This is a genomic window from Streptomyces coelicoflavus (assembly GCF_003112555.1).
In the GTDB taxonomy this organism is placed as follows: Bacteria; Actinomycetota; Actinomycetes; order Streptomycetales; family Streptomycetaceae; genus Streptomyces; species Streptomyces coelicoflavus.
This window is the reverse complement of the sequence record NZ_BEWB01000014.1, coordinates 70,300-86,671: the sequence shown is the minus strand read 5'-3', so window position 1 is coordinate 86,671 and position 16,372 is coordinate 70,300. Positions and strand designations below refer to the sequence as shown.

13 protein-coding genes and 1 pseudogene are annotated in these 16,372 nt (G+C 71.8%); 10 read left to right on the top strand and 4 right to left on the bottom strand.

What is annotated here, in order from left to right; genetic code table 11:
- Positions 1-49 precede the first annotated feature (49 nt).
- Both Sco07f_RS30990 and Sco07f_RS30985 read left to right on the top strand, forming a co-directional pair.
- Complete coding sequence (locus Sco07f_RS30990) at positions 50-454, top strand: hypothetical protein (protein ID WP_007446526.1); 405 nt, start codon at positions 50-52, stop codon at positions 452-454.
- A 115-nt stretch (positions 455-569) separates the two neighbouring features.
- Positions 570-1,373, top strand: coding sequence for a hypothetical protein (locus Sco07f_RS30985; RefSeq protein ID WP_007446532.1), 804 nt, complete (start codon positions 570-572; stop codon positions 1,371-1,373).
- 52 nt (positions 1,374-1,425) lie between these two features.
- Here Sco07f_RS30985 and Sco07f_RS30980 read toward each other — a convergent pair whose 3' ends face one another.
- The 3 genes from Sco07f_RS30980 to Sco07f_RS30970 form a co-directional block, all read right to left on the bottom strand.
- The gene (locus Sco07f_RS30980) at positions 1,426-2,460 is read right to left on the bottom strand and encodes an SDR family oxidoreductase (RefSeq protein WP_007446507.1); all 1,035 of its coding nucleotides are present in this window, start codon (positions 2,458-2,460) and stop codon (positions 1,426-1,428) included.
- On the bottom strand, positions 2,457-4,259 hold the full coding sequence (locus tag Sco07f_RS30975; RefSeq protein ID WP_007446509.1) for a thiamine pyrophosphate-requiring protein: 1,803 nt from the start codon (positions 4,257-4,259) through the stop codon (positions 2,457-2,459). Before Sco07f_RS30975 ends, Sco07f_RS30980 begins: the two co-directional genes overlap by 4 nt.
- 100 nt (positions 4,260-4,359) lie before the next feature.
- Entirely contained in the window at positions 4,360-5,418 is a 1,059-nt protein-coding gene (locus Sco07f_RS30970) for a LacI family DNA-binding transcriptional regulator (RefSeq protein WP_051005886.1), read from the bottom strand.
- 191 nt (positions 5,419-5,609) lie between these two features.
- Between Sco07f_RS30970 and Sco07f_RS30965 the strand changes: the two genes are divergently transcribed.
- The 7 genes and pseudogenes from Sco07f_RS30965 to Sco07f_RS30935 all read left to right on the top strand — a co-directional run bounded on the left by Sco07f_RS30965 (position 5,610) and on the right by Sco07f_RS30935 (position 14,808).
- On the top strand, positions 5,610-6,536 hold the full coding sequence (locus tag Sco07f_RS30965; RefSeq protein ID WP_108989756.1) for a carbohydrate ABC transporter permease: 927 nt from the start codon (positions 5,610-5,612) through the stop codon (positions 6,534-6,536).
- A 7-nt stretch (positions 6,537-6,543) separates the two neighbouring features.
- Positions 6,544-7,494: a carbohydrate ABC transporter permease gene (locus Sco07f_RS30960; protein ID WP_108989755.1), complete on the top strand. Its 951-nt coding sequence runs from the start codon at positions 6,544-6,546 to the stop codon at positions 7,492-7,494.
- A gap of 91 nt (positions 7,495-7,585) precedes the next feature.
- Positions 7,586-8,941, top strand: a complete 1,356-nt coding sequence (locus Sco07f_RS30955; RefSeq protein WP_108989754.1) for an ABC transporter substrate-binding protein — start codon at positions 7,586-7,588, stop codon at positions 8,939-8,941.
- Positions 8,942-8,969: 28 nt separating this feature from the next.
- Positions 8,970-11,015, top strand: a complete 2,046-nt coding sequence (locus Sco07f_RS30950; protein WP_108989753.1) for a beta-galactosidase — start codon at positions 8,970-8,972, stop codon at positions 11,013-11,015.
- A 120-nt stretch (positions 11,016-11,135) separates the two neighbouring features.
- A pseudogene (locus tag Sco07f_RS30945) lies at positions 11,136-13,175 on the top strand (RICIN domain-containing protein).
- Between the two features lie 86 nt (positions 13,176-13,261).
- On the top strand, positions 13,262-13,903 hold the full coding sequence (locus tag Sco07f_RS30940) for a sugar O-acetyltransferase (RefSeq protein WP_007446545.1): 642 nt from the start codon (positions 13,262-13,264) through the stop codon (positions 13,901-13,903).
- A 113-nt stretch (positions 13,904-14,016) separates the two neighbouring features.
- Positions 14,017-14,808, top strand: a complete 792-nt coding sequence (locus tag Sco07f_RS30935) for an SAM-dependent methyltransferase (protein ID WP_007446546.1) — start codon at positions 14,017-14,019, stop codon at positions 14,806-14,808.
- 40 nt (positions 14,809-14,848) lie between these two features.
- On the opposite strand, the gene Sco07f_RS30930 is transcribed toward Sco07f_RS30935, so the two are convergent.
- Complete coding sequence (locus tag Sco07f_RS30930; RefSeq protein WP_007446511.1) at positions 14,849-15,034, bottom strand: hypothetical protein; 186 nt, start codon at positions 15,032-15,034, stop codon at positions 14,849-14,851.
- 155 nt (positions 15,035-15,189) lie between these two features.
- On the opposite strand from Sco07f_RS30930, the gene Sco07f_RS30925 reads away from it, so the two are divergent.
- Positions 15,190-16,371, top strand: coding sequence for a spore photoproduct lyase family protein (locus Sco07f_RS30925; protein WP_108989752.1), 1,182 nt, complete (start codon positions 15,190-15,192; stop codon positions 16,369-16,371).
- Position 16,372 lies beyond the last annotated feature (1 nt).

Here is a 16,372-nt window from a genome sequence, read left to right as displayed (position 1 = left end):
GCCCCGCGGGTAACTCCGGCATTCCGGACACCGATCCCCGGGAGTCGCCATGTGGAAGCGCAAGGGCAGGAAGGGCCGTCGGACCGCCAGGCCGGTCCCCATGGAGCTGTGCGACCTGTGCGCCAAGGTCTTCCCCGAGGACGAGTCGGTGACGGGCTACGTGCCCGACTCCTCCGCGGTACACGCCACCAACGAGTGGTTCGACGGACTGCGACTCATCACCACGTGCTCGGACGACCACTTCGACCTGATCAAGGCGGGCTACGCCGACCGGCCCTTCGTGGACGAGGAGCTGTGGGCGGCGAAGCTGACCCGGGCCCTGACCACCGGCCCGCCGGCCCTCAGCATGGACCAGCTCGGCTGCCGTACGGGCCTCCAGGAACCGCAGATCCGCGCCGCCATCCTCTGGCACAACGAGCGCATGCGGGAGGCCCAGCAGCGCACCGATCCCTGAGGCGGCGCACCGCGGCCGGGCCCGTCCGTCCGGGTGCACCGACGTTTGCCCGGGCCCCGGCCGGGTCACTCAGTTCCCCGTCGCGAGCCATCGAAAGGACGCCCGAGGAGCACCCGTGAACCGGTTGTGGCGGCCGTTCCACCGTGCGTGGGACTGGTTGGCCGCGTCCGCGCTGGTCCGGCGCGGCCGGGACCTGGAGCTGATGCACCGGGCCATGGGCTTCGCCACGCTCGCGCTCGTCACGCTGGCTCCGCTGCTGATCGTGGTGGCCGCGGCCGATCCGCTGGGGCGCGGGGGCTTCGCCTCCTGGCTGGCCGACGGGATGGGGCTGTCCGGTCGGTCGGCCCGCGTGCTGACCGACATCATCAGCCCGCCGACCAAGATCGTCGGCACCACGAGCGTGTGGGGCGGAATCCTGCTCGGCGTGTTCGGTGTGTCCTTCGCGGCGAGCGTCCAGAACGGTTACGAGCGCGTCTGGGAGCTGCCCTCCGGCCCGTGGCACCGCATCTGGCGCCAGATGACCTGGGTGGTCCTGCTGACCGCCTACCTCTACCAGGAGGTGCAGACACGGACCGCACTGCACGGTTCGGCGCGGATCGCCCTGTCCACCGCGAGCGGCATCCTGTTCTTCTGGTGGGGCCAGCACTTCCTGCTGGGCGGCCAGGTCCGCTGGCGCGACCTGCTGCCGGGAGCCCTCGCCACGATGGTGGGGCTGATCGGGCTGCGAGGCTTCTCGTACCTCGTCTTCACCCCGCTCATCCTCGACAACGCGTTCAGCTACGGCGCGGTCGGCATCGTGCTGGTGGTGGAGTCCTGGCTGATCGGCGTCGGGTTCGTCGTCTTCGGCGGCTCGATGGTCGGGCACTGGTTCTGCGAGCACCACTGGTGGGCACGGAACATCGACCGCAGACCGGACTGACCACGCGGCGGTCGGCCGCCGCGTGGTCGGCGGGCGTGGTCGGCGGGCGTGGTCAGCAGCCGGTGCGCCGCCGCAAACCCCCCGCGAGTGCCCCGGCGGCCGCCCCGGTCACCGCGGCGGCCAGCGCAAGCGGCCCGCGGTGGCGGGAGATCCAGAACTGGAGGCTGCGCGGATGGGCCTCGTCGTCGAAGACACCGTGTGCGCCGTAGTCGTCCGGGGCGGTGTCGTCCGCCGGCTTCCACAGGTTGGCCGGCCGTGACGGGTCGACGGGCCGGCCGGTCTGCTGCCCCTCGTAGCCGGTGCGGGCCAGATAGCGGTCCAGGAGCCCCGGGGCGAGCTTCTGGCCCAGCAGGGTGGCGACGGTGGAGCCGCCGACCCAGTACATGCGCCGCTGCGGATGGTCGGTTGCGTACAGCACGGCCCGGGCGGCCACCTCGGGCTGGTAGACGGGGGCCACCGGGCGCGGATGGCGGGGCAGGCGGGTGAGGACCCAGCTGAACTGGGGCGTGTTGAGCCCGGGCATCTGGACCATGGTCACCCGTACCCCGCTGCGGTCGTGCAGCAGCTCGCAGCGCAGCGACTCGGTGAATCCCTGGATGGCGTGCTTGGCCCCGCAGTACACGGCCTGGAGCGGGACGCTGCGTTCGGCCAGGGCCGATCCGACCTGGACGATGGTCCCGCGGTCGCGCGGCGTCATGCGCCTGAGGGCGGCCTGGGTGCCGTGCACGAAGCCGAAGTAGGTCACCTCGGTGGCCCGCCTCAGCTCCTCGGGCCGGATCTCCGCCACGGGGGCGAACACGGTCGAGAACGCGGCGTTCACCCATACGTCGATGGGTCCGAGTTCCTCCTCGATCCGGCCGGCCGCCGCGTCCACGGCCTCCGCGTCGGCGACGTCCACGACCAGGGGCAGGGCCTGCCCGCCGGCCTGGCGGATCTCCTCGGCCGCCCGTTCCAGGGCGAACTCGCCCCGGGCCAGCAGGGCGACCCTGTCCCCACGGGCGCCGAAGGCCCGGGCGGCGGCCCGGCCGACGCCGCCGGTCGCTCCGGTGACGACGACGACCTGCCCGCGGCGTCGGGCGCCGCTCACTTCTTGCCCCGGCCGGGGAGGTGCTCCGCGTACTCGGTGAGCTTCTGGCGTACGCCCTTGGTGGCGATCCCGGTGGCCTCCGGGTCGTGCAGCGCGGCCTTGACGGCCTTCTTGCCCTGCTCCTTCATGATGTGCGGCGGGATCGGCGCGATCTCCGCGTCCACCTTGAACTCCAGCACCACGGGCCGGCCGGCGGCGAGCGCCTCGTCCCAGGCGGCGCCGACCTTCTTCGGGTTGTCGCAGACGATGCCCTTGAGTCCGAGGAGTTCGGCGTAGGCGGCGTAGGGCACGTCGGGGATGTCCTGCGAGCCCGGGTACTTGGGGTCGCCGGCCATGGCGCGCTGCTCCCAGGTGACCTGGTTGAGGTCCTGGTTGTTGAAGACGCAGAAGATGAAGGGCGCGGGCCCGGACAGGCGGTCCAGGTAGCGCTTGACGGTGATCATCTCGTTCATGCCGTTCATCTGGAACGCGCCGTCCCCGACGAAGGCGATCACCGGCCGGTCCGGGTAGGCGAACCGCGCCGCGATGGCGTACGGCGTGCCAGGACCCATCGTGGCGAGCGTGCCGGACAGCGAGGCCCGCATGCCGTCGCGGAGCTTGAGGTGGCGGGCCCACCAGTTGGTGCCGGAGCCGGAGTCGGCCGACAGGATGGCGCCGTCCGGCAGCCTGGACGAGAGTTCGGCGGCGACCGACTGGGGGTTGATCGTCTTGCCGAAGTGCTCACCGGCCCAGCGGTCGCACAGGTCGTTCCACTCCCGGACGTCCTTCTCGATCTTCTTCCGCCAGCCGCGGTCCTTCTTGCGTTCGAGCAGCGGGATCAGCGCCCTCAGCGTCTCCTTGGAGTCGCCGACGACGTGGGCGTCCATCGGGTAGCGGATGCCGATCATGCGGCCGTCGATGTCGATCTCGACGCCCTTGGCCTGGCCTTCCTCCGGCAGCCACTCGGAGTAGGGGAAGCTGCTGCCGATCATGAGCAGGGTGTCGCAGCCCCGGATCATGTTGTCGCTGGCCTTGCTGCCGAGCAGACCGATCGGACCGGTGACGAACGGCAGGTCGTCCGGCAGCACCTCACGGCCCAGCAGGGCCTTGGCGACGCCCGCGCCGAGCAGTTCGGCGACCTCGATCACCTCGGCCTCCGCCTTCGCGGCGCCCTGACCGACCAGCATGGCGACCTTGCCGCCCGCGTTCAGGACACCGGCGGCCTTGCGCAGCTCGTCGGGGTCGGGCAGGACCCGGGGCCGGCTCCAGCCCACGCTGGAGAAGACGGAGCCGTGCTCCCTCGGCGGGGACGGCTGGGCCTCCTCCTCCTGGATGTCGTTGGGGATGATGACGGTGGCGACGCCCCGGGTGGTCAGCGCGGTCTTGAAGGCGCGGTCGATGACGTGCCGGGTCTGGCCGGGATGGACGACCATCTGGCAGAACTCGGACACGTCCGCGAAGAGCTGGTCGAGGGCGATCTCCTGCTGGTAATGGGTGCCCAGCGACAGCCGCTTCTGCTGGCCCACCACCGCCACCACGGGCTGGTGGTCGAGCTTCGCGTCGTAGAGGCCGTTGAGCAGGTGCACGGCTCCCGGTCCCGACGTGGCGACGCAACAGCCCACCTCGCCGGTGAACTTGGCGTGCGCGCAGGCCATGAACGCGGCCATCTCCTCGTGCCGGGCCTGGATGAACTCCGGGTCCCCGTCCGCCCGGTCGAACGCGCCGAGCAGACCGTTGATGCCGTCACCCGGATAGCCGTACACCCGCTGGACGCCCCACTCGGACAGGCGCTGGAGCACGTAGTCGGCGACTTGGGTCATGGAGCTCTCCCGGGCGTGTAGGACATGGGCCGGCTTGTGGGGTTACCCTCCCCGCCGCCCCTAAACCGGTGGTCCGCCGCCTTCGGCCGCCCCGCGCGCTCTACGCCGGCGGCGGCGCCGTGCTCGCCCGGGTCACCAGCCGGGTCGGCACCAGGGTCGTGCCCCGCTCCGGGCCGGCCTCGCGCATCTTGCGCAGCACCGCCTGTACGCACAGCCGCCCGACCTCGGCGAAGTCCTGGTGCACGGTGGTCAGCGGGGGCAGGAAGGAACCGGCCTCGGCGATGTCGTCGAAGCCGATGACGCTGACGTCCTCGGGCACCCGCCGGCCGCGTTCGTGCAGGGCGCGCAGCAGGCCGAGGGCCATCTGGTCGTTGGCCGCGAAGACGGCGGTGCACTCCTCGCGGGCGGCGAGTTCGAGGCCGGCCCGGTAACCGGACTCGGCCGACCAGTCGCCCCGGACCGGCGGCGGCGGGGTCCGCCCGGCCTCGGTGAGGGTGTGCCGCCAGGCGTCGGTGCGGCGCTGGGCGGCGAAGGAGCCCTCGGGACCGGCCAGGTGCCACACCGTGTCGTGCCCGAGGTCCAGCAGATGGCGCACGGCGGCGCGGGAGCCGCCGGCCTGGTCGGTGTCGACGACCGTGTAGTGGTCGCCGGCGTCGGAGTCGACCACCACGACCTGGACGTGGGGCGGCAGGGTGAGGGAGCCGGCGTCGAGGAGGTGGACCTCCATGATGACGATGACCGCGTCGACGGCCAGTTCCTCCAGCCGCGAGAACGCGCCGCGCACCTCGTCCTGGGTGGGGACGGCGACCGGCAGCAGCGTCACCGCGTACCCCTCGCTCGCCGCGGAGACGGCGATGGCCTCCAGGGTGCGCACGTTGCCCGTGGTGGCCAGCGAGAAGGTGATGACGCCGATGGTGCGGAACTCACCGCGCTTGAGGGCACGGGCCGCGCTGTTGGGCCGGTAGCCCAGTTCCTTCATGGCCGCCAGCACCTGCTGCCGGGTCTCCTCCGTCACGCCCGCGTAGCCGTTGGAGACACGGGACACGGTCTGCGAGGAGACGCCGGCCAGCCGGGCGACGTCCGCCATGGAGGCCGTGCGTTCCCGTCCGCGCCGGGGTCGCGCCGGTGCGCTCGTCGGGACTTCCTCAGCCGTGCTCACGTGCCGTCAGCCGCCTATCTGTCGCTGTCGGGTCCGGGTGCGAAAGGACCCTTGACCGTCGTCATCGGGGCAGTGTAGACATGCCGCCATCAGATGTTTACGTAAACATATCAGTCCGGCGTCCTTCCGCGGTGCGTGATGTTTACGCAAACATCGAGGTGAGGTTCAGGACGTGGACGAGCGAGGACGACATGACGACGCTGCAACCGCCGGCCGCCGCCGAGCCGCGGCCGGCCCCACCCCCGGTGCGGCGGGACCGCCGTTCCTGGACCGGGTGGGGCTTCCTCGGTCCCTTCGTGGCCGTGTTCGCCCTGGTGTTCCTCGCGCCGATCGCGTACTCGGTCTACCTCAGCCTCTTCCGCGACCAGCTCATCGGCGGGACCACCTTCGTCGGCCTCGACAACTACGCCGAGGCGCTCAAGGACGAGCAGTTCTGGGCCTCGCTGGGCCGGGTCTCGCTCTTCCTCGCCGTACAGGTGCCGATCATGCTCGGCATCGCGCTCCTGGTGGCCCTGGCGCTGGACAGCGGGCGCCTCTACGGCCGGGACTTCTTCCGCATCTCCGTCTTCCTGCCGTACGCCGTGCCCGCCGTGGTGGCCACCCTCATGTGGGGCTTCATGTACGGCACCCGCTTCGGCCTGGTCGGTGACATCAACAGCGCGCTGGGCGTCTCGCTGCCCGACCCGCTCTCCCCCGACCTGGTCCTTGCCTCCATCGGCAACATCGTGACCTGGGAGTTCGTCGGCTACAACATGCTGATCTTCTACTCGGCGCTGCGCGTCGTCCCGCACTCGCTGTACGAGGCGGCCCAGATCGACGGCGCCGGCCAGATCCGCGTGATCACCGCCATCAAGCTCCCGGCCATCCGCGGGGCCCTGGTGATCGCCACGGTCTTCTCGATCATCGGCAGCTTCCAGCTCTTCAACGAGCCCAGCATCCTGCAACCGCTGGCACGCAACGCCATCACCACCGACTACACGCCGAACTACTACACGTACGCGCTGTCCTTCAACGGCCAGCAGCACAACTACTCCGCGACGGTCGCCATCGTCATGGGGCTGATCACCATGGTCATCGCCTACGTCGTGCAGCTGCGCGGCATGCGCAAGGGAGTGTGAGGCAGCGATGACCAGTCCCGTCGCCACCGTCCCCGGCCGTTCCGCGGCCGACCCGTCGGGCACCCCGGGCCCCGTGCCCCGGCTGCGTACGCCCCGGCACCGGCACTCCGCCGACAAGCCCCGGCGCAGTGTGCTGCTGACCGCGCTCACCTCGCTCGTGCTGCTCTACAGCCTGGTGCCGCTGGTCTGGCTCGCCATCAGCGCCACCAAGACGCAGGAGGGGCTGTCCCGTTCCGCCGGTCTCTGGTTCGACGGCGACTTCGCGCTGTGGGACAACATCGCCGAGACGTTCACCTACGACGACGGCGTCTTCACCCGCTGGCTGCTCAACACCCTGCTGTACGTGGGGCTCGGCGCGGGCGGCGCCACCTTCCTCGCCGTGCTCGGCGGCTACGCACTCGCCAAGTTCGACTTCCCCGGCCGGCGTGCCGTCTTCGCCGTCGTCATCGGCGCGGTGGCGGTGCCGGGGACGGCGCTGGCGGTGCCGACCTTCCTGATGTTCAGCGAGATGGGACTCACCAACACCCCCTGGGCGGTGATCGTCCCGTCCCTGATCTCGCCGTTCGGCCTCTATCTGATGTGGGTGTTCGCCACCGAGGCCATCCCCACCGAGCTGATGGAGGCCGCCCGCATCGACGGGGCGGGCGAGGTGCGCACCTTCTTCCGGGTCGCCCTGCCGCTGCTGGCGCCCGGCATCGTCACCGTCCTGCTGTTCACCATGGTCGCGACCTGGAACAACTACTTCCTGCCGCTGGTCATGCTCAAGGACCCCGACTGGTATCCGCTGACGCTCGGCCTCAACAGCTGGAACCAGCAGGCCGCGACGGCGGGCGGCGAGCCCGTGTTCAACCTGGTCGTCACCGGGTCGCTCCTCACCATCCTGCCGCTGATCGCCGCGTTCCTGCTGCTCCAGAGGTACTGGCAGTCCGGCCTCGCCGCCGGAAGCGTCAAGGAGTAGTCCTCCCCTCCCCCGTTCCCTCCCCTCCCCGACAGCCCCGACAGCCCTCGACCGGTGCCGGTTCCGGCCACGAAGAAGTGGAAGCACACCCATGCCCACACACCTGCCCCAGCACGCGCGCCGCCTCCTGCGCGGCACGGCCCTCGTCTGCGCCCTCGCCCTGGGAGCGACCGCCTGCGGCGGCTCCGACGACGGGGGCTCGAGCGGGAAGGCCGTCTCCGAGGCGGACGTCCAGGCGGCCCTGAAGGAGGGCGGCACCATAACGGTCTGGGCCTGGGAGCCCACGCTCAAGCAGGTCGCCACCGACTTCGAGAAGGCACACCCGGGCGTCAAGGTGAACCTCGTCAACGCCGGGACCAACAAGGACCAGTACACGGCGCTGCAGAACGCGATCTCGGCGAAGAAGGGCGTCCCGGACGTCGCCCAGGTCGAGTACTACGCGATGGGCCAGTTCGCCCTGACCGAGCAGCTCGCCGACCTCAAGTCCTTCGGCGCCGACAAGCTCTCCGCGAAGTTCTCCCCCGGTCCGTGGAACGGGGTGAAGGCCGGGTCGGACGGCATCTACGCGCTGCCGATGGACTCCGGTCCGATGGCGCTGTTCTACAACAAGAAGGTCTTCGACAAGTACGGCATCGAGGTGCCCACCACCTGGGCCGAGTACCTGGACGCCGCCCGCGACCTGCACAAGGCCGACCCGAAGGCCTACATCACCGCCGACAACGGCGACGCCGGGTTCGCCACCAGCATGCTGTGGCAGGCCGGTTCGCGCCCCTACACGGTGAACGGCACCAAGGTGAAGATCGACTTCTCCGACCAGGGCGCCAAGACCTTCACGGACACCTGGCAGAAGCTCATCGACGAGAAGCTGCTCGCCACCGTCCCCGCCTGGACCGACGAGTGGTACAAGGGCCTCGGCGACGGCAGCATCGCGACGCTGGCGACCGGCGCCTGGATGCCCGCCAACCTGGAGTCCGGCGCGAAGGCGGCCTCCGGCGACTGGCGCGTCGCCCCGATGCCGCAGTGGACCGCGGGCGGCAAGGTCAGCGCCGAGAACGGCGGCAGCGCGCTCGCGCTCCCGGAGCTCGGCAAGAACGAGGCACTGGCGTACGCCTTCGTCGAGTACGCGAACGCCGGGGACGGCGTGCAGACCCGGCTGGAGAACGGCGCCTTCCCGGCGACCACCGCGGATCTTCAGTCCACGAAGTTCCAGGACACCGCGTTCCCGTACTTCGGCGGCCAGAAGGCCAACAAGATCTTCGCCGAGTCGGCCGCGAACGTCCCCGACGACTGGTCCTACCTCCCCTACCAGGTGTACGCGAACTCGGTCTTCAACGACACCGTCGGCAAGGCCTACGTCTCCGGCACCACGCTCGCCGAGGGCTTCCAGTCCTGGCAGGAGGCCTCGGTCGAGTACGGCGAGGAGCAGGGCTTCACCGTCGAGAAGTAGCGCACACCCCCACACCGGAAGGACCGCCATGATCTCCACCCTCCACTCCCGCAGCCACCGCGGGGCGGACGGTGCCCCCGCCCCCCGTCTCGCCTACGGCGCCGACTACAACCCCGAGCAGTGGCCCCGGGAGGTGTGGGAGGAGGACGTACGGCTGATGCGCGAGGCCGGCGTGAACATCGTGTCGCTCGGCATCTTCTCCTGGGCCCGCATCCAACCCGGCCCCGACACCTGGGACTTCGCCTGGCTCGACGAGGTGATGGACCTGCTGCACGAGCACGCCGTCGGCGTCGACCTGGCGACCGCCACCGCCTCCCCGCCGCCCTGGCTGACGAGGGCGCACCCGGAGATCCTGCCGGTCACCGAACGGGGCGAGACGCTGTCGCCGGGAGCGCGCCAGCACTGGCGCCCGACCTCGCCCGTCTTCCGCGAGCACGCCCTGCGCCTGGTGCGGAAGCTGGCGACACGCTACGCGGAGCACCCTGCCCTGGTCGCCTGGCACGTCAACAACGAGCTGGGCTGCCACAACGTGTACGACTACTCGGACGACGCGGCCCGTGCCTTCCGGGACTGGCTGCGCGCGCGGTACGGCACGACGGACGCCCTCAACCACGCCTGGGGCACGGCGTTCTGGTCGCAGCGCTACGGAGACTGGGAGGAGATCCTGCCGCCCCGGCTGGCGGCCTCGCACCCGAACCCGACCCAGCAGCTGGACTTCAAGCGGTTCTCCTCGGACGCGCTCAAGGACCACCTGCGCGCCGAGCGGGACCTCCTGCGGGAGCTGACCCCCGGCGTGCCCGTCACCACCAACTTCATGGTGATGCCCGGCACCAAGGGCATGAACTACGCGGACTGGGCCGGCGAGGTGGACTTCGTCGCCAACGACCACTACGTCGTCCCGCACCCGCAGGCCCGCGACGAGCTGTCGTTCTCGGCGAACCTCACCAGCGGCATCGCGGGCGGCCGCCCCTGGTTCCTGATGGAGCACTCCACCAGCGCCGTCAACTGGCAGCCCGTGAACCTGGCCAAGCAGCCGGGCGACATGGCCCGGGACTCGCTGACCCACGTGGCGCACGGCGCCGACGCGGTGTGCTTCTTCCAGTGGCGCCAGTCGGCGGCCGGCGCCGAGAAGTACCACTCGGCGATGGTCCCGCACGCCGGTGCGGACAGCGACCTGTTCCGTGCGGTCACCGCGCTCGGTGACACGCTGAAGGCGCTCGCGCCGGTCGCCGGGAGCGAGCGGGAGCCCGCCGAGGTCGGCATCCTCTTCGACTGGGAGTCGCGGTGGGCCAGTGAGCAGGACTCGCACCCCACCTCGCTGCTCGACTACCACCAGGAGGCGCTCGACTGGTACTCCGCGCTGCTCTCCCTGGGCATCCGTGCCGACGTCGTCACCACCGGCGCCGACCTGAGCCGCCACCGGGTGCTGATCGCGCCGGTGCTGCACCTGGTCCCGGCCGGGCTGGCCAAGGACCTCACGCGCTACGCCGAGCAGGGCGGGCACCTGGTCACCACGTACTTCTCCGGCATCGTGGACGAGAACGACCATGTCTGGCTGGGCGGTTACCCGGGCGCCCTGCGGGACCTGCTCGGCATCCGCGTCGAGGAGTTCGGCCCGCTGCCCGCCGGGCAGCGAGTGGAACTGGACGACGGCGCCACGGGCGGCCTGTGGACCGACCACGTCACCGTCACCGCCCCCGAGACCGAGGTCCTCGTCCGCTACCGCACCGGTGCCCAGGCGGGCCGCCCCGCGGTCACCCGGCGTGGCACGGGCGGCGGTTCGGCCGCCTACGTCTCCACCGGGCTCGGCGCCGACGGGCTCGCCGCGCTGCTGCCGAGGCTGCTCGAGCCGGCCGGGGTGACGAGCGAACTGACCGCCGAGGCACGGGGGCGGGTCGAGGCCACCGTGCGCCGCGGCCCCGGCGGACGCTTCCTGTTCCTGGTCAACCGGACCGACGAGACCGTGACCGTCCCCGGGCTCACCGGGGAGGTCCTGGTGGGCGCCGCCGGAGACGAGGGCACCGTCGTCCTGGCGGGCCGGGGGGTCGCGGTCCTGCGCACGCCCGCCGGCTGATCCCACGCCCACGACTCCCCGGAGCGGCACGCGCCCGCTCCGGGGCCGTCCCCTCCTGCCCCGGACCGGGCGGAGGGGGCCACCACCGCAGCGACCACACCTTTCCGTTGGGAGCACACGATGGCACGCCGTACCCGCAGCAGACGCCTCCTCGGGGCCGCTGTTCTCACCTCCCTGGCCACCGGGGCCGCCCTGCTCGGCGTTCCCGCCCAGGCCGCACCGGCCGCGGCCGCCGCCTCCGTCACGGTGCGGCCGGACCCGTCGTACCAGCAGGAGGAGTTCGAGGGCTGGGGCACCAGCCTGGTCTGGTTCGCCAACGCCACCGGGGACTACCCGCCCGAGATCCGCGAGAAGCTGGCCCGGCTGCTGTTCGGCGACGACGGGCTGGGCCTGAACATCGCCCGGTACAACATCGGCGGCGGCAACGCGCCGGACGTCGAGGACTACCTGCGGGCCGGCGGGGCGGTCGAGGGCTGGTGGCAGGCGCCCGCGGGCACCACGCGCGAAAACACCAACTAGTGGAACGCCGACGACCCGGCCGACTGGAACGAGGACGCCGACGCCACCCAGCGCTGGTGGGTCGAGCGCATCAAGGACGACATCGACCACTGGGAGACGTTCAGCAACTCCCCGCCCTGGTTCATGACCGTCAGCGGCTACGTCTCCGGCGGCTTCGACTCCTCCGCCGATCAGCTCAAGCCCGGGTCGGTCGACGACTTCGCCGCCTATCTCGCGGGCGCGACCAGGCGGCTGGAGAAGGCCGAGGGCATCAAGGTCGACACGGTCGACCCGTTCAACGAACCCAACACCCCGTACTGGGGTACGCAGCTCGGCGCGGACGGCGAACCCGTCGGCGGCCGGCAGGAAGGGGCCCACATGGGTCCCGGGCTGCAGCGCGAGGTGCTCCGGGCCCTCGCCCCGGCGCTGAGGAGGGCGAAAGTCGAGGCGGACGTCTCGGCGATGGACGAGACCAACCCGGGGACCTTCGCGAAGAACTGGAGCGCCTACTCCGAGGCCGACCGCGCCCTGGTCGGACAGATGAACGTCCACACCTACGGAACCGGGCAGCGCACCACCGTGCGGGACCTCGCCAAGGCCGCGGACAAACCGTTGTGGATGAGCGAGGTGGGCGGCGACTGGGGCGACGGCCAGGACTTCGAGGACATGCGGCCGGGCCTCGGCCTCGCCCAGCAGATCGTCGACGACCTGCGTGAACTGGAGCCCCGCGCCTGGGTGTTCTGGCAGCCCGTCGAGGACTACGACAACATGAAGCCGGGCGGCGAGTCCGCGAAGGGCGGCAACTGGGGCAGCATCCAGCTCCCCTTCGACTGCACCGCCGGGGACACCCTGGAGACCTGCCCGATCCGGACCAACACCAAGTTCGACACCGCCCGCAACTTCACCCACTTCATCAAGCCCGGCGACCGGCTGATCAAGACGGACGACACCTCCAGCGCCGCCGCCGTCACCCGCGACGGCAAGGGCGCCTCGCTCGTCCACGTCAACCGCACCGCCGAGGCCCGCACGGTCACCATCGACCTGTCGAAGTTCCGTGACGTGAGCCGCCGGGCCACCGTCACCCCGGTCGTGACCAGCGCCGACGGCAAGCTGGAGCGGCAGGCGCCGATCCGGGTGAGCGACCGCACGGCCACCTTCACCGTGCCCGCACAGTCCGTCACCTCCTTCTCGATCGAAGGGGTCTCGGGTGTCGCGAAGGACGCCGCCGAGCTGCGCAAGGGCCACACCTACACGCTGACCGGCGTGCAGAGCGGCAAGGCCGTCACCGTGGCCGGGGACGGCACGAACCTGGTCCTCGGCACCGGCGCCGACGCGAGCGCCGAGCAGTGGCGGCTGAGCGCGGTGCGCCGGGACGGCGGCGTCCGCGACCGCTACGTCTTCACCCGGCCCGGGGACGGAACACGACTGGCCGTACGGGACGACGTCCCGGTGGCGGAGCCCGACACGGGCGGGCGCGACCTGGCCGCCGAGTGGATCGCGTCGAGCACCGGCGACGGCACCTGGACCCTGGTCAACGCGGCCACCGGGCGCCTGCTCGAAGTGGGGGGCCAGGCGACCCACGCGGGCGCGGCCGTCACGACCTGGCCGCCCAACTCCGGCGCCAACCAGCGCTGGACGCTGACGGACGTGTCCGTCGGCTGACCTCCCCCTGACGGCGGCCCCGTCCGCGCGGCCACACGCGGGCGCGGACGGGGCCGCGGTCCATCGGCACGGAACGAGGAGACCGTATGACCACCGACCCCCGTGAGCGCGAGGTCCGCCGCAGGATGGCGGCCCGGGAGCTCTACTCGGACGGCGCGCCGGGGCTGGAGGGCCTGACGGAGGAGCGGCTGCGCGGCAAGGAGCTGGCCGACGCCTACAACCGGACCGCCGCCCGGGACGAGGAGGGCCGCCGGGCGGTCCTGGAGGAGCTGCTCGGCGCCCTGGGCACGGGCGTGTGGATCGAGCCGCCGCTGCACGTGGCCTACGGCAGCCGGACCCACCTGGGCGACGACGTGTACGCCAACTTCGGCCTCACCCTCGTCGACGACGTCGAGGTCCTCGTCGGGAACCGGGTGATGTTCGCCCCGCACGTGACGGTCAGCACGACCGGCCATCCCGTCCACCCGGAGCTGCGCAGGGACGGCACGCAGTTCTCCGCGCCGGTGCGCATCGAGGACGACGTGTGGATCGGGGCCGGTGCGCTGATCATGCCCGGGGTGACCGTGGGCCGGGGTTCGGTGGTCGGCGCGGGCAGCGTGGTGACGGCCCACGTGCCGCCGATGACGGTCGTCGCCGGCACCCCGGCCCGGGTGCTGCGCGAGATCACCGACGCCGACCGCGCGTGGACCCACCGTCCGCCGCGCACGCTGGGCCGGGACGGCCGGTGAGCCGTGGGCGAACGGCAACTTCCGGCGTCCGCCCGGCACATGACACGGCGACACGGCAGTACGATGATCGAAAACTGCGGCGCAGCGTCACCTCCCGGACCACGGAGCCTGCCATGACGACGGACCACACCCAGCCTCCCCACATCGACACCGGCCGGGCCCACCCCGCGCGTGTCTACGACTGGCTGCTGGGCGGCAAGGACAACTACCCGGTCGACGAGGCGGTGGGCGAGACGCTGCCGCCGGAGGCCCGGGACGCGGCGCGGCAGAACCGCGCCTTCATGAACCGCGCGGTGGCGCACCTCGCCGGGCGGGGCATCGACCAGTTCCTGGACATCGGCACGGGCATCCCGACCGAGCCCAACCTGCACCAGATCGTCCAGCGGACGGTGCCGAGGGCCAGGGTCGTCTACGCGGACAACGACCCGATCGTGCTGCGGCACGCGGAGGCGCTGCTGGTCAGCAGCCCGGAGGGGGCCACGGACTACATCCAGGCCGACGTCCGCGAGCCGGACGAGATCGTGCGGCACGCCCGCGGGATCCTCGACTTCGACCGGCCGATCGCGCTGTCGCTGATCGCCCTGATGCACTTCGTCCCGGACGACCAGGACGCCCACGGCATCGTCCGGGGGCTGGTGGAGACCCTGCCGTCCGGGAGCCACCTGGTGCTGTCGCACGCCGCGATCGACCTCTTCCCCGAGCTGGCGGAGCAGGTGATCGCCCAGTACGCCAAGGGCGGCATCCGCCTCGGCTTCCGCACCCGGGCGGAGGTCGCCCGGTTCTTCGACGGCCTGGACCTGGTGCCGCCGGGCCTGGTGACGGCCACCGAGTGGTCCGGCGAGGGCCTGGAGCGGCCCGCGCCGGAGGAGAGCGGCATCTACGCGGGCGTGGCGCGCATTCCCTGACCGGGTGACCGGGCGACCGGGGTGCGGTCGGTGAGCGGCCTCAGCGGCGGCGTCCGCGCGTCGCCCGGCCGCCGCCGATCCCGGCTGCGTGCAGGGCCAGCAGGGCGAGGCCGACGAGCATGACGTTGGTGGAGGTGAAGACGTCGTTGGTCGACACCTCCGCCGCGTTGATCAGCCAGGCGAGGAGGAACAGAACAGCCGCGACGATGGCGAGCACGGTGCACATCCCTTCGGATCGGCGGCACCGGGGCGGTGCCGTGTCTCGCGTATGCCCCCGAAGGGCCGCGCGACACGACGGAAGGTGCCGTGCGCTTCGTACAGTGGAGGGACCCGACCGCGGCCGGGCCGCCCGGTCACCCCTCACCTCGTCCCGGAGCCCTCATGCACGACCCGTCCCCCGCGTCGGACGACGGCTCCGACGCCCTGTTCGGTCTCGACGCCCTGCCAGCCGGTCCGCCGGCCGCCGCTCCCGCCGCCGGACCGCTCTTCCGGGACTCCGCCGCCGCCCGCCGGCTGCTGCCGGTACGGGAGATTTACGCCGAGCCGACGGCGGCCGCCTCCCCCCGGGGCCGGCAGGTCCTCGCCCGGTTCCCCGACGCCCGCGTCGTCGAGGTGGACTCCCACTGGGGCATCCCCGGCCTCCACGGCAACGAGGGCAACGTCGAGCGCTGGGTGCGCGTCAAGGGCGAGACGCTCGTCCTGGGCGAGCGCAAGACGCTGACCACCCGCCCCAACGGCCGCTCCGCGGACTGGATCGCGCCGGGCGGCTCCAACGGCTGCGCGATGGCCTGCGCCTACTGCTACGTACCGCGCCGCAAGGGCTACGCCAATCCCGTCACGGTCTTCACCAACGTCGACCGGATCATCGCCCACCTCGGCCGGCACATCGCCCGGCAGGGGCCCAAGAGCGAGCCGAACCAGTGCGACCCCGAGGCGTGGGTCTACGACGTCGGGGAGAACGGCGACTGCTCGGTGGACGCCCTGATCTGCGACAACACCGCGGACCTGGTGCACGCCTTCCGGCAGTGGCCGACGGCGAAGGCGTCCTTCGCGACCAAGTTCGTCAACCCCGACCTGCTGGCCCTGGACCCGCGCGGCCGGACCCGGATCCGCTTCTCCCTGATGCCGCCGGAGGACTCCCGGCTGCTGGACGTGCGCACCTCCCCCGTCGCCGAGCGGATCACCGCGGCCGCCGACTTCCTGGACGCGGGCTACGAGGTGCACTTCAACCTCTCCCCCGTGGTGGTGCGGCCGGGCTGGGAGGCGGCCTGGGCGGAGTTGCTGCGGCATCTCGACGACGTCCTGCCGGAGCGGGTCAAGGAGCAGGCCGCCGCCGAGGTGATCATGCTGACGCACAACCGGGACCTGCACGAGGTCAACCTGGGCTGGCATCCGCGGGCCGAGGAGGTGCTGTGGCGGCCGGAGGTCCAGGAGACCAAACGCTCCGAGAACGGCGCGCTGAACGTGCGCTACCGCGTGGGCGCCAAGGCAGAGGCGGTCGCCCGGCTCCGTGCGCTGGTCGCCGCGCACGCGCCCTGGCTGCGGATCCGGTACGCCTTCTGAG

What these genes read in the sequence shown, in the direction of transcription:
- Sco07f_RS30935 (WP_007446546.1), top strand. Translation starts at nt 14,017, where the DNA reads ATGACGACGGACCACACCCAGCCTCCCCACATCGACACCGGCCGGGCC.
- Sco07f_RS30965 (WP_108989756.1), top strand. Translation starts at nt 5,610, where the DNA reads ATGACGACGCTGCAACCGCCGGCCGCCGCCGAGCCGCGGCCGGCCCCA.
- Sco07f_RS30950 (WP_108989753.1), top strand. Translation starts at nt 8,970, where the DNA reads ATGATCTCCACCCTCCACTCCCGCAGCCACCGCGGGGCGGACGGTGCC.
- Sco07f_RS30930 (WP_007446511.1), bottom strand. Translation starts at nt 15,034, where the DNA reads ATGTGCACCGTGCTCGCCATCGTCGCGGCTGTTCTGTTCCTCCTCGCC.
- Sco07f_RS30955 (WP_108989754.1), top strand. Translation starts at nt 7,586, where the DNA reads ATGCCCACACACCTGCCCCAGCACGCGCGCCGCCTCCTGCGCGGCACG.
- Sco07f_RS30940 (WP_007446545.1), top strand. Translation starts at nt 13,262, where the DNA reads ATGACCACCGACCCCCGTGAGCGCGAGGTCCGCCGCAGGATGGCGGCC.
- Sco07f_RS30960 (WP_108989755.1), top strand. Translation starts at nt 6,544, where the DNA reads ATGACCAGTCCCGTCGCCACCGTCCCCGGCCGTTCCGCGGCCGACCCG.
- Sco07f_RS30990 (WP_007446526.1), top strand. Translation starts at nt 50, where the DNA reads ATGTGGAAGCGCAAGGGCAGGAAGGGCCGTCGGACCGCCAGGCCGGTC.
- Sco07f_RS30925 (WP_108989752.1), top strand. Translation starts at nt 15,190, where the DNA reads ATGCACGACCCGTCCCCCGCGTCGGACGACGGCTCCGACGCCCTGTTC.
- Sco07f_RS30975 (WP_007446509.1), bottom strand. Translation starts at nt 4,259, where the DNA reads ATGACCCAAGTCGCCGACTACGTGCTCCAGCGCCTGTCCGAGTGGGGC.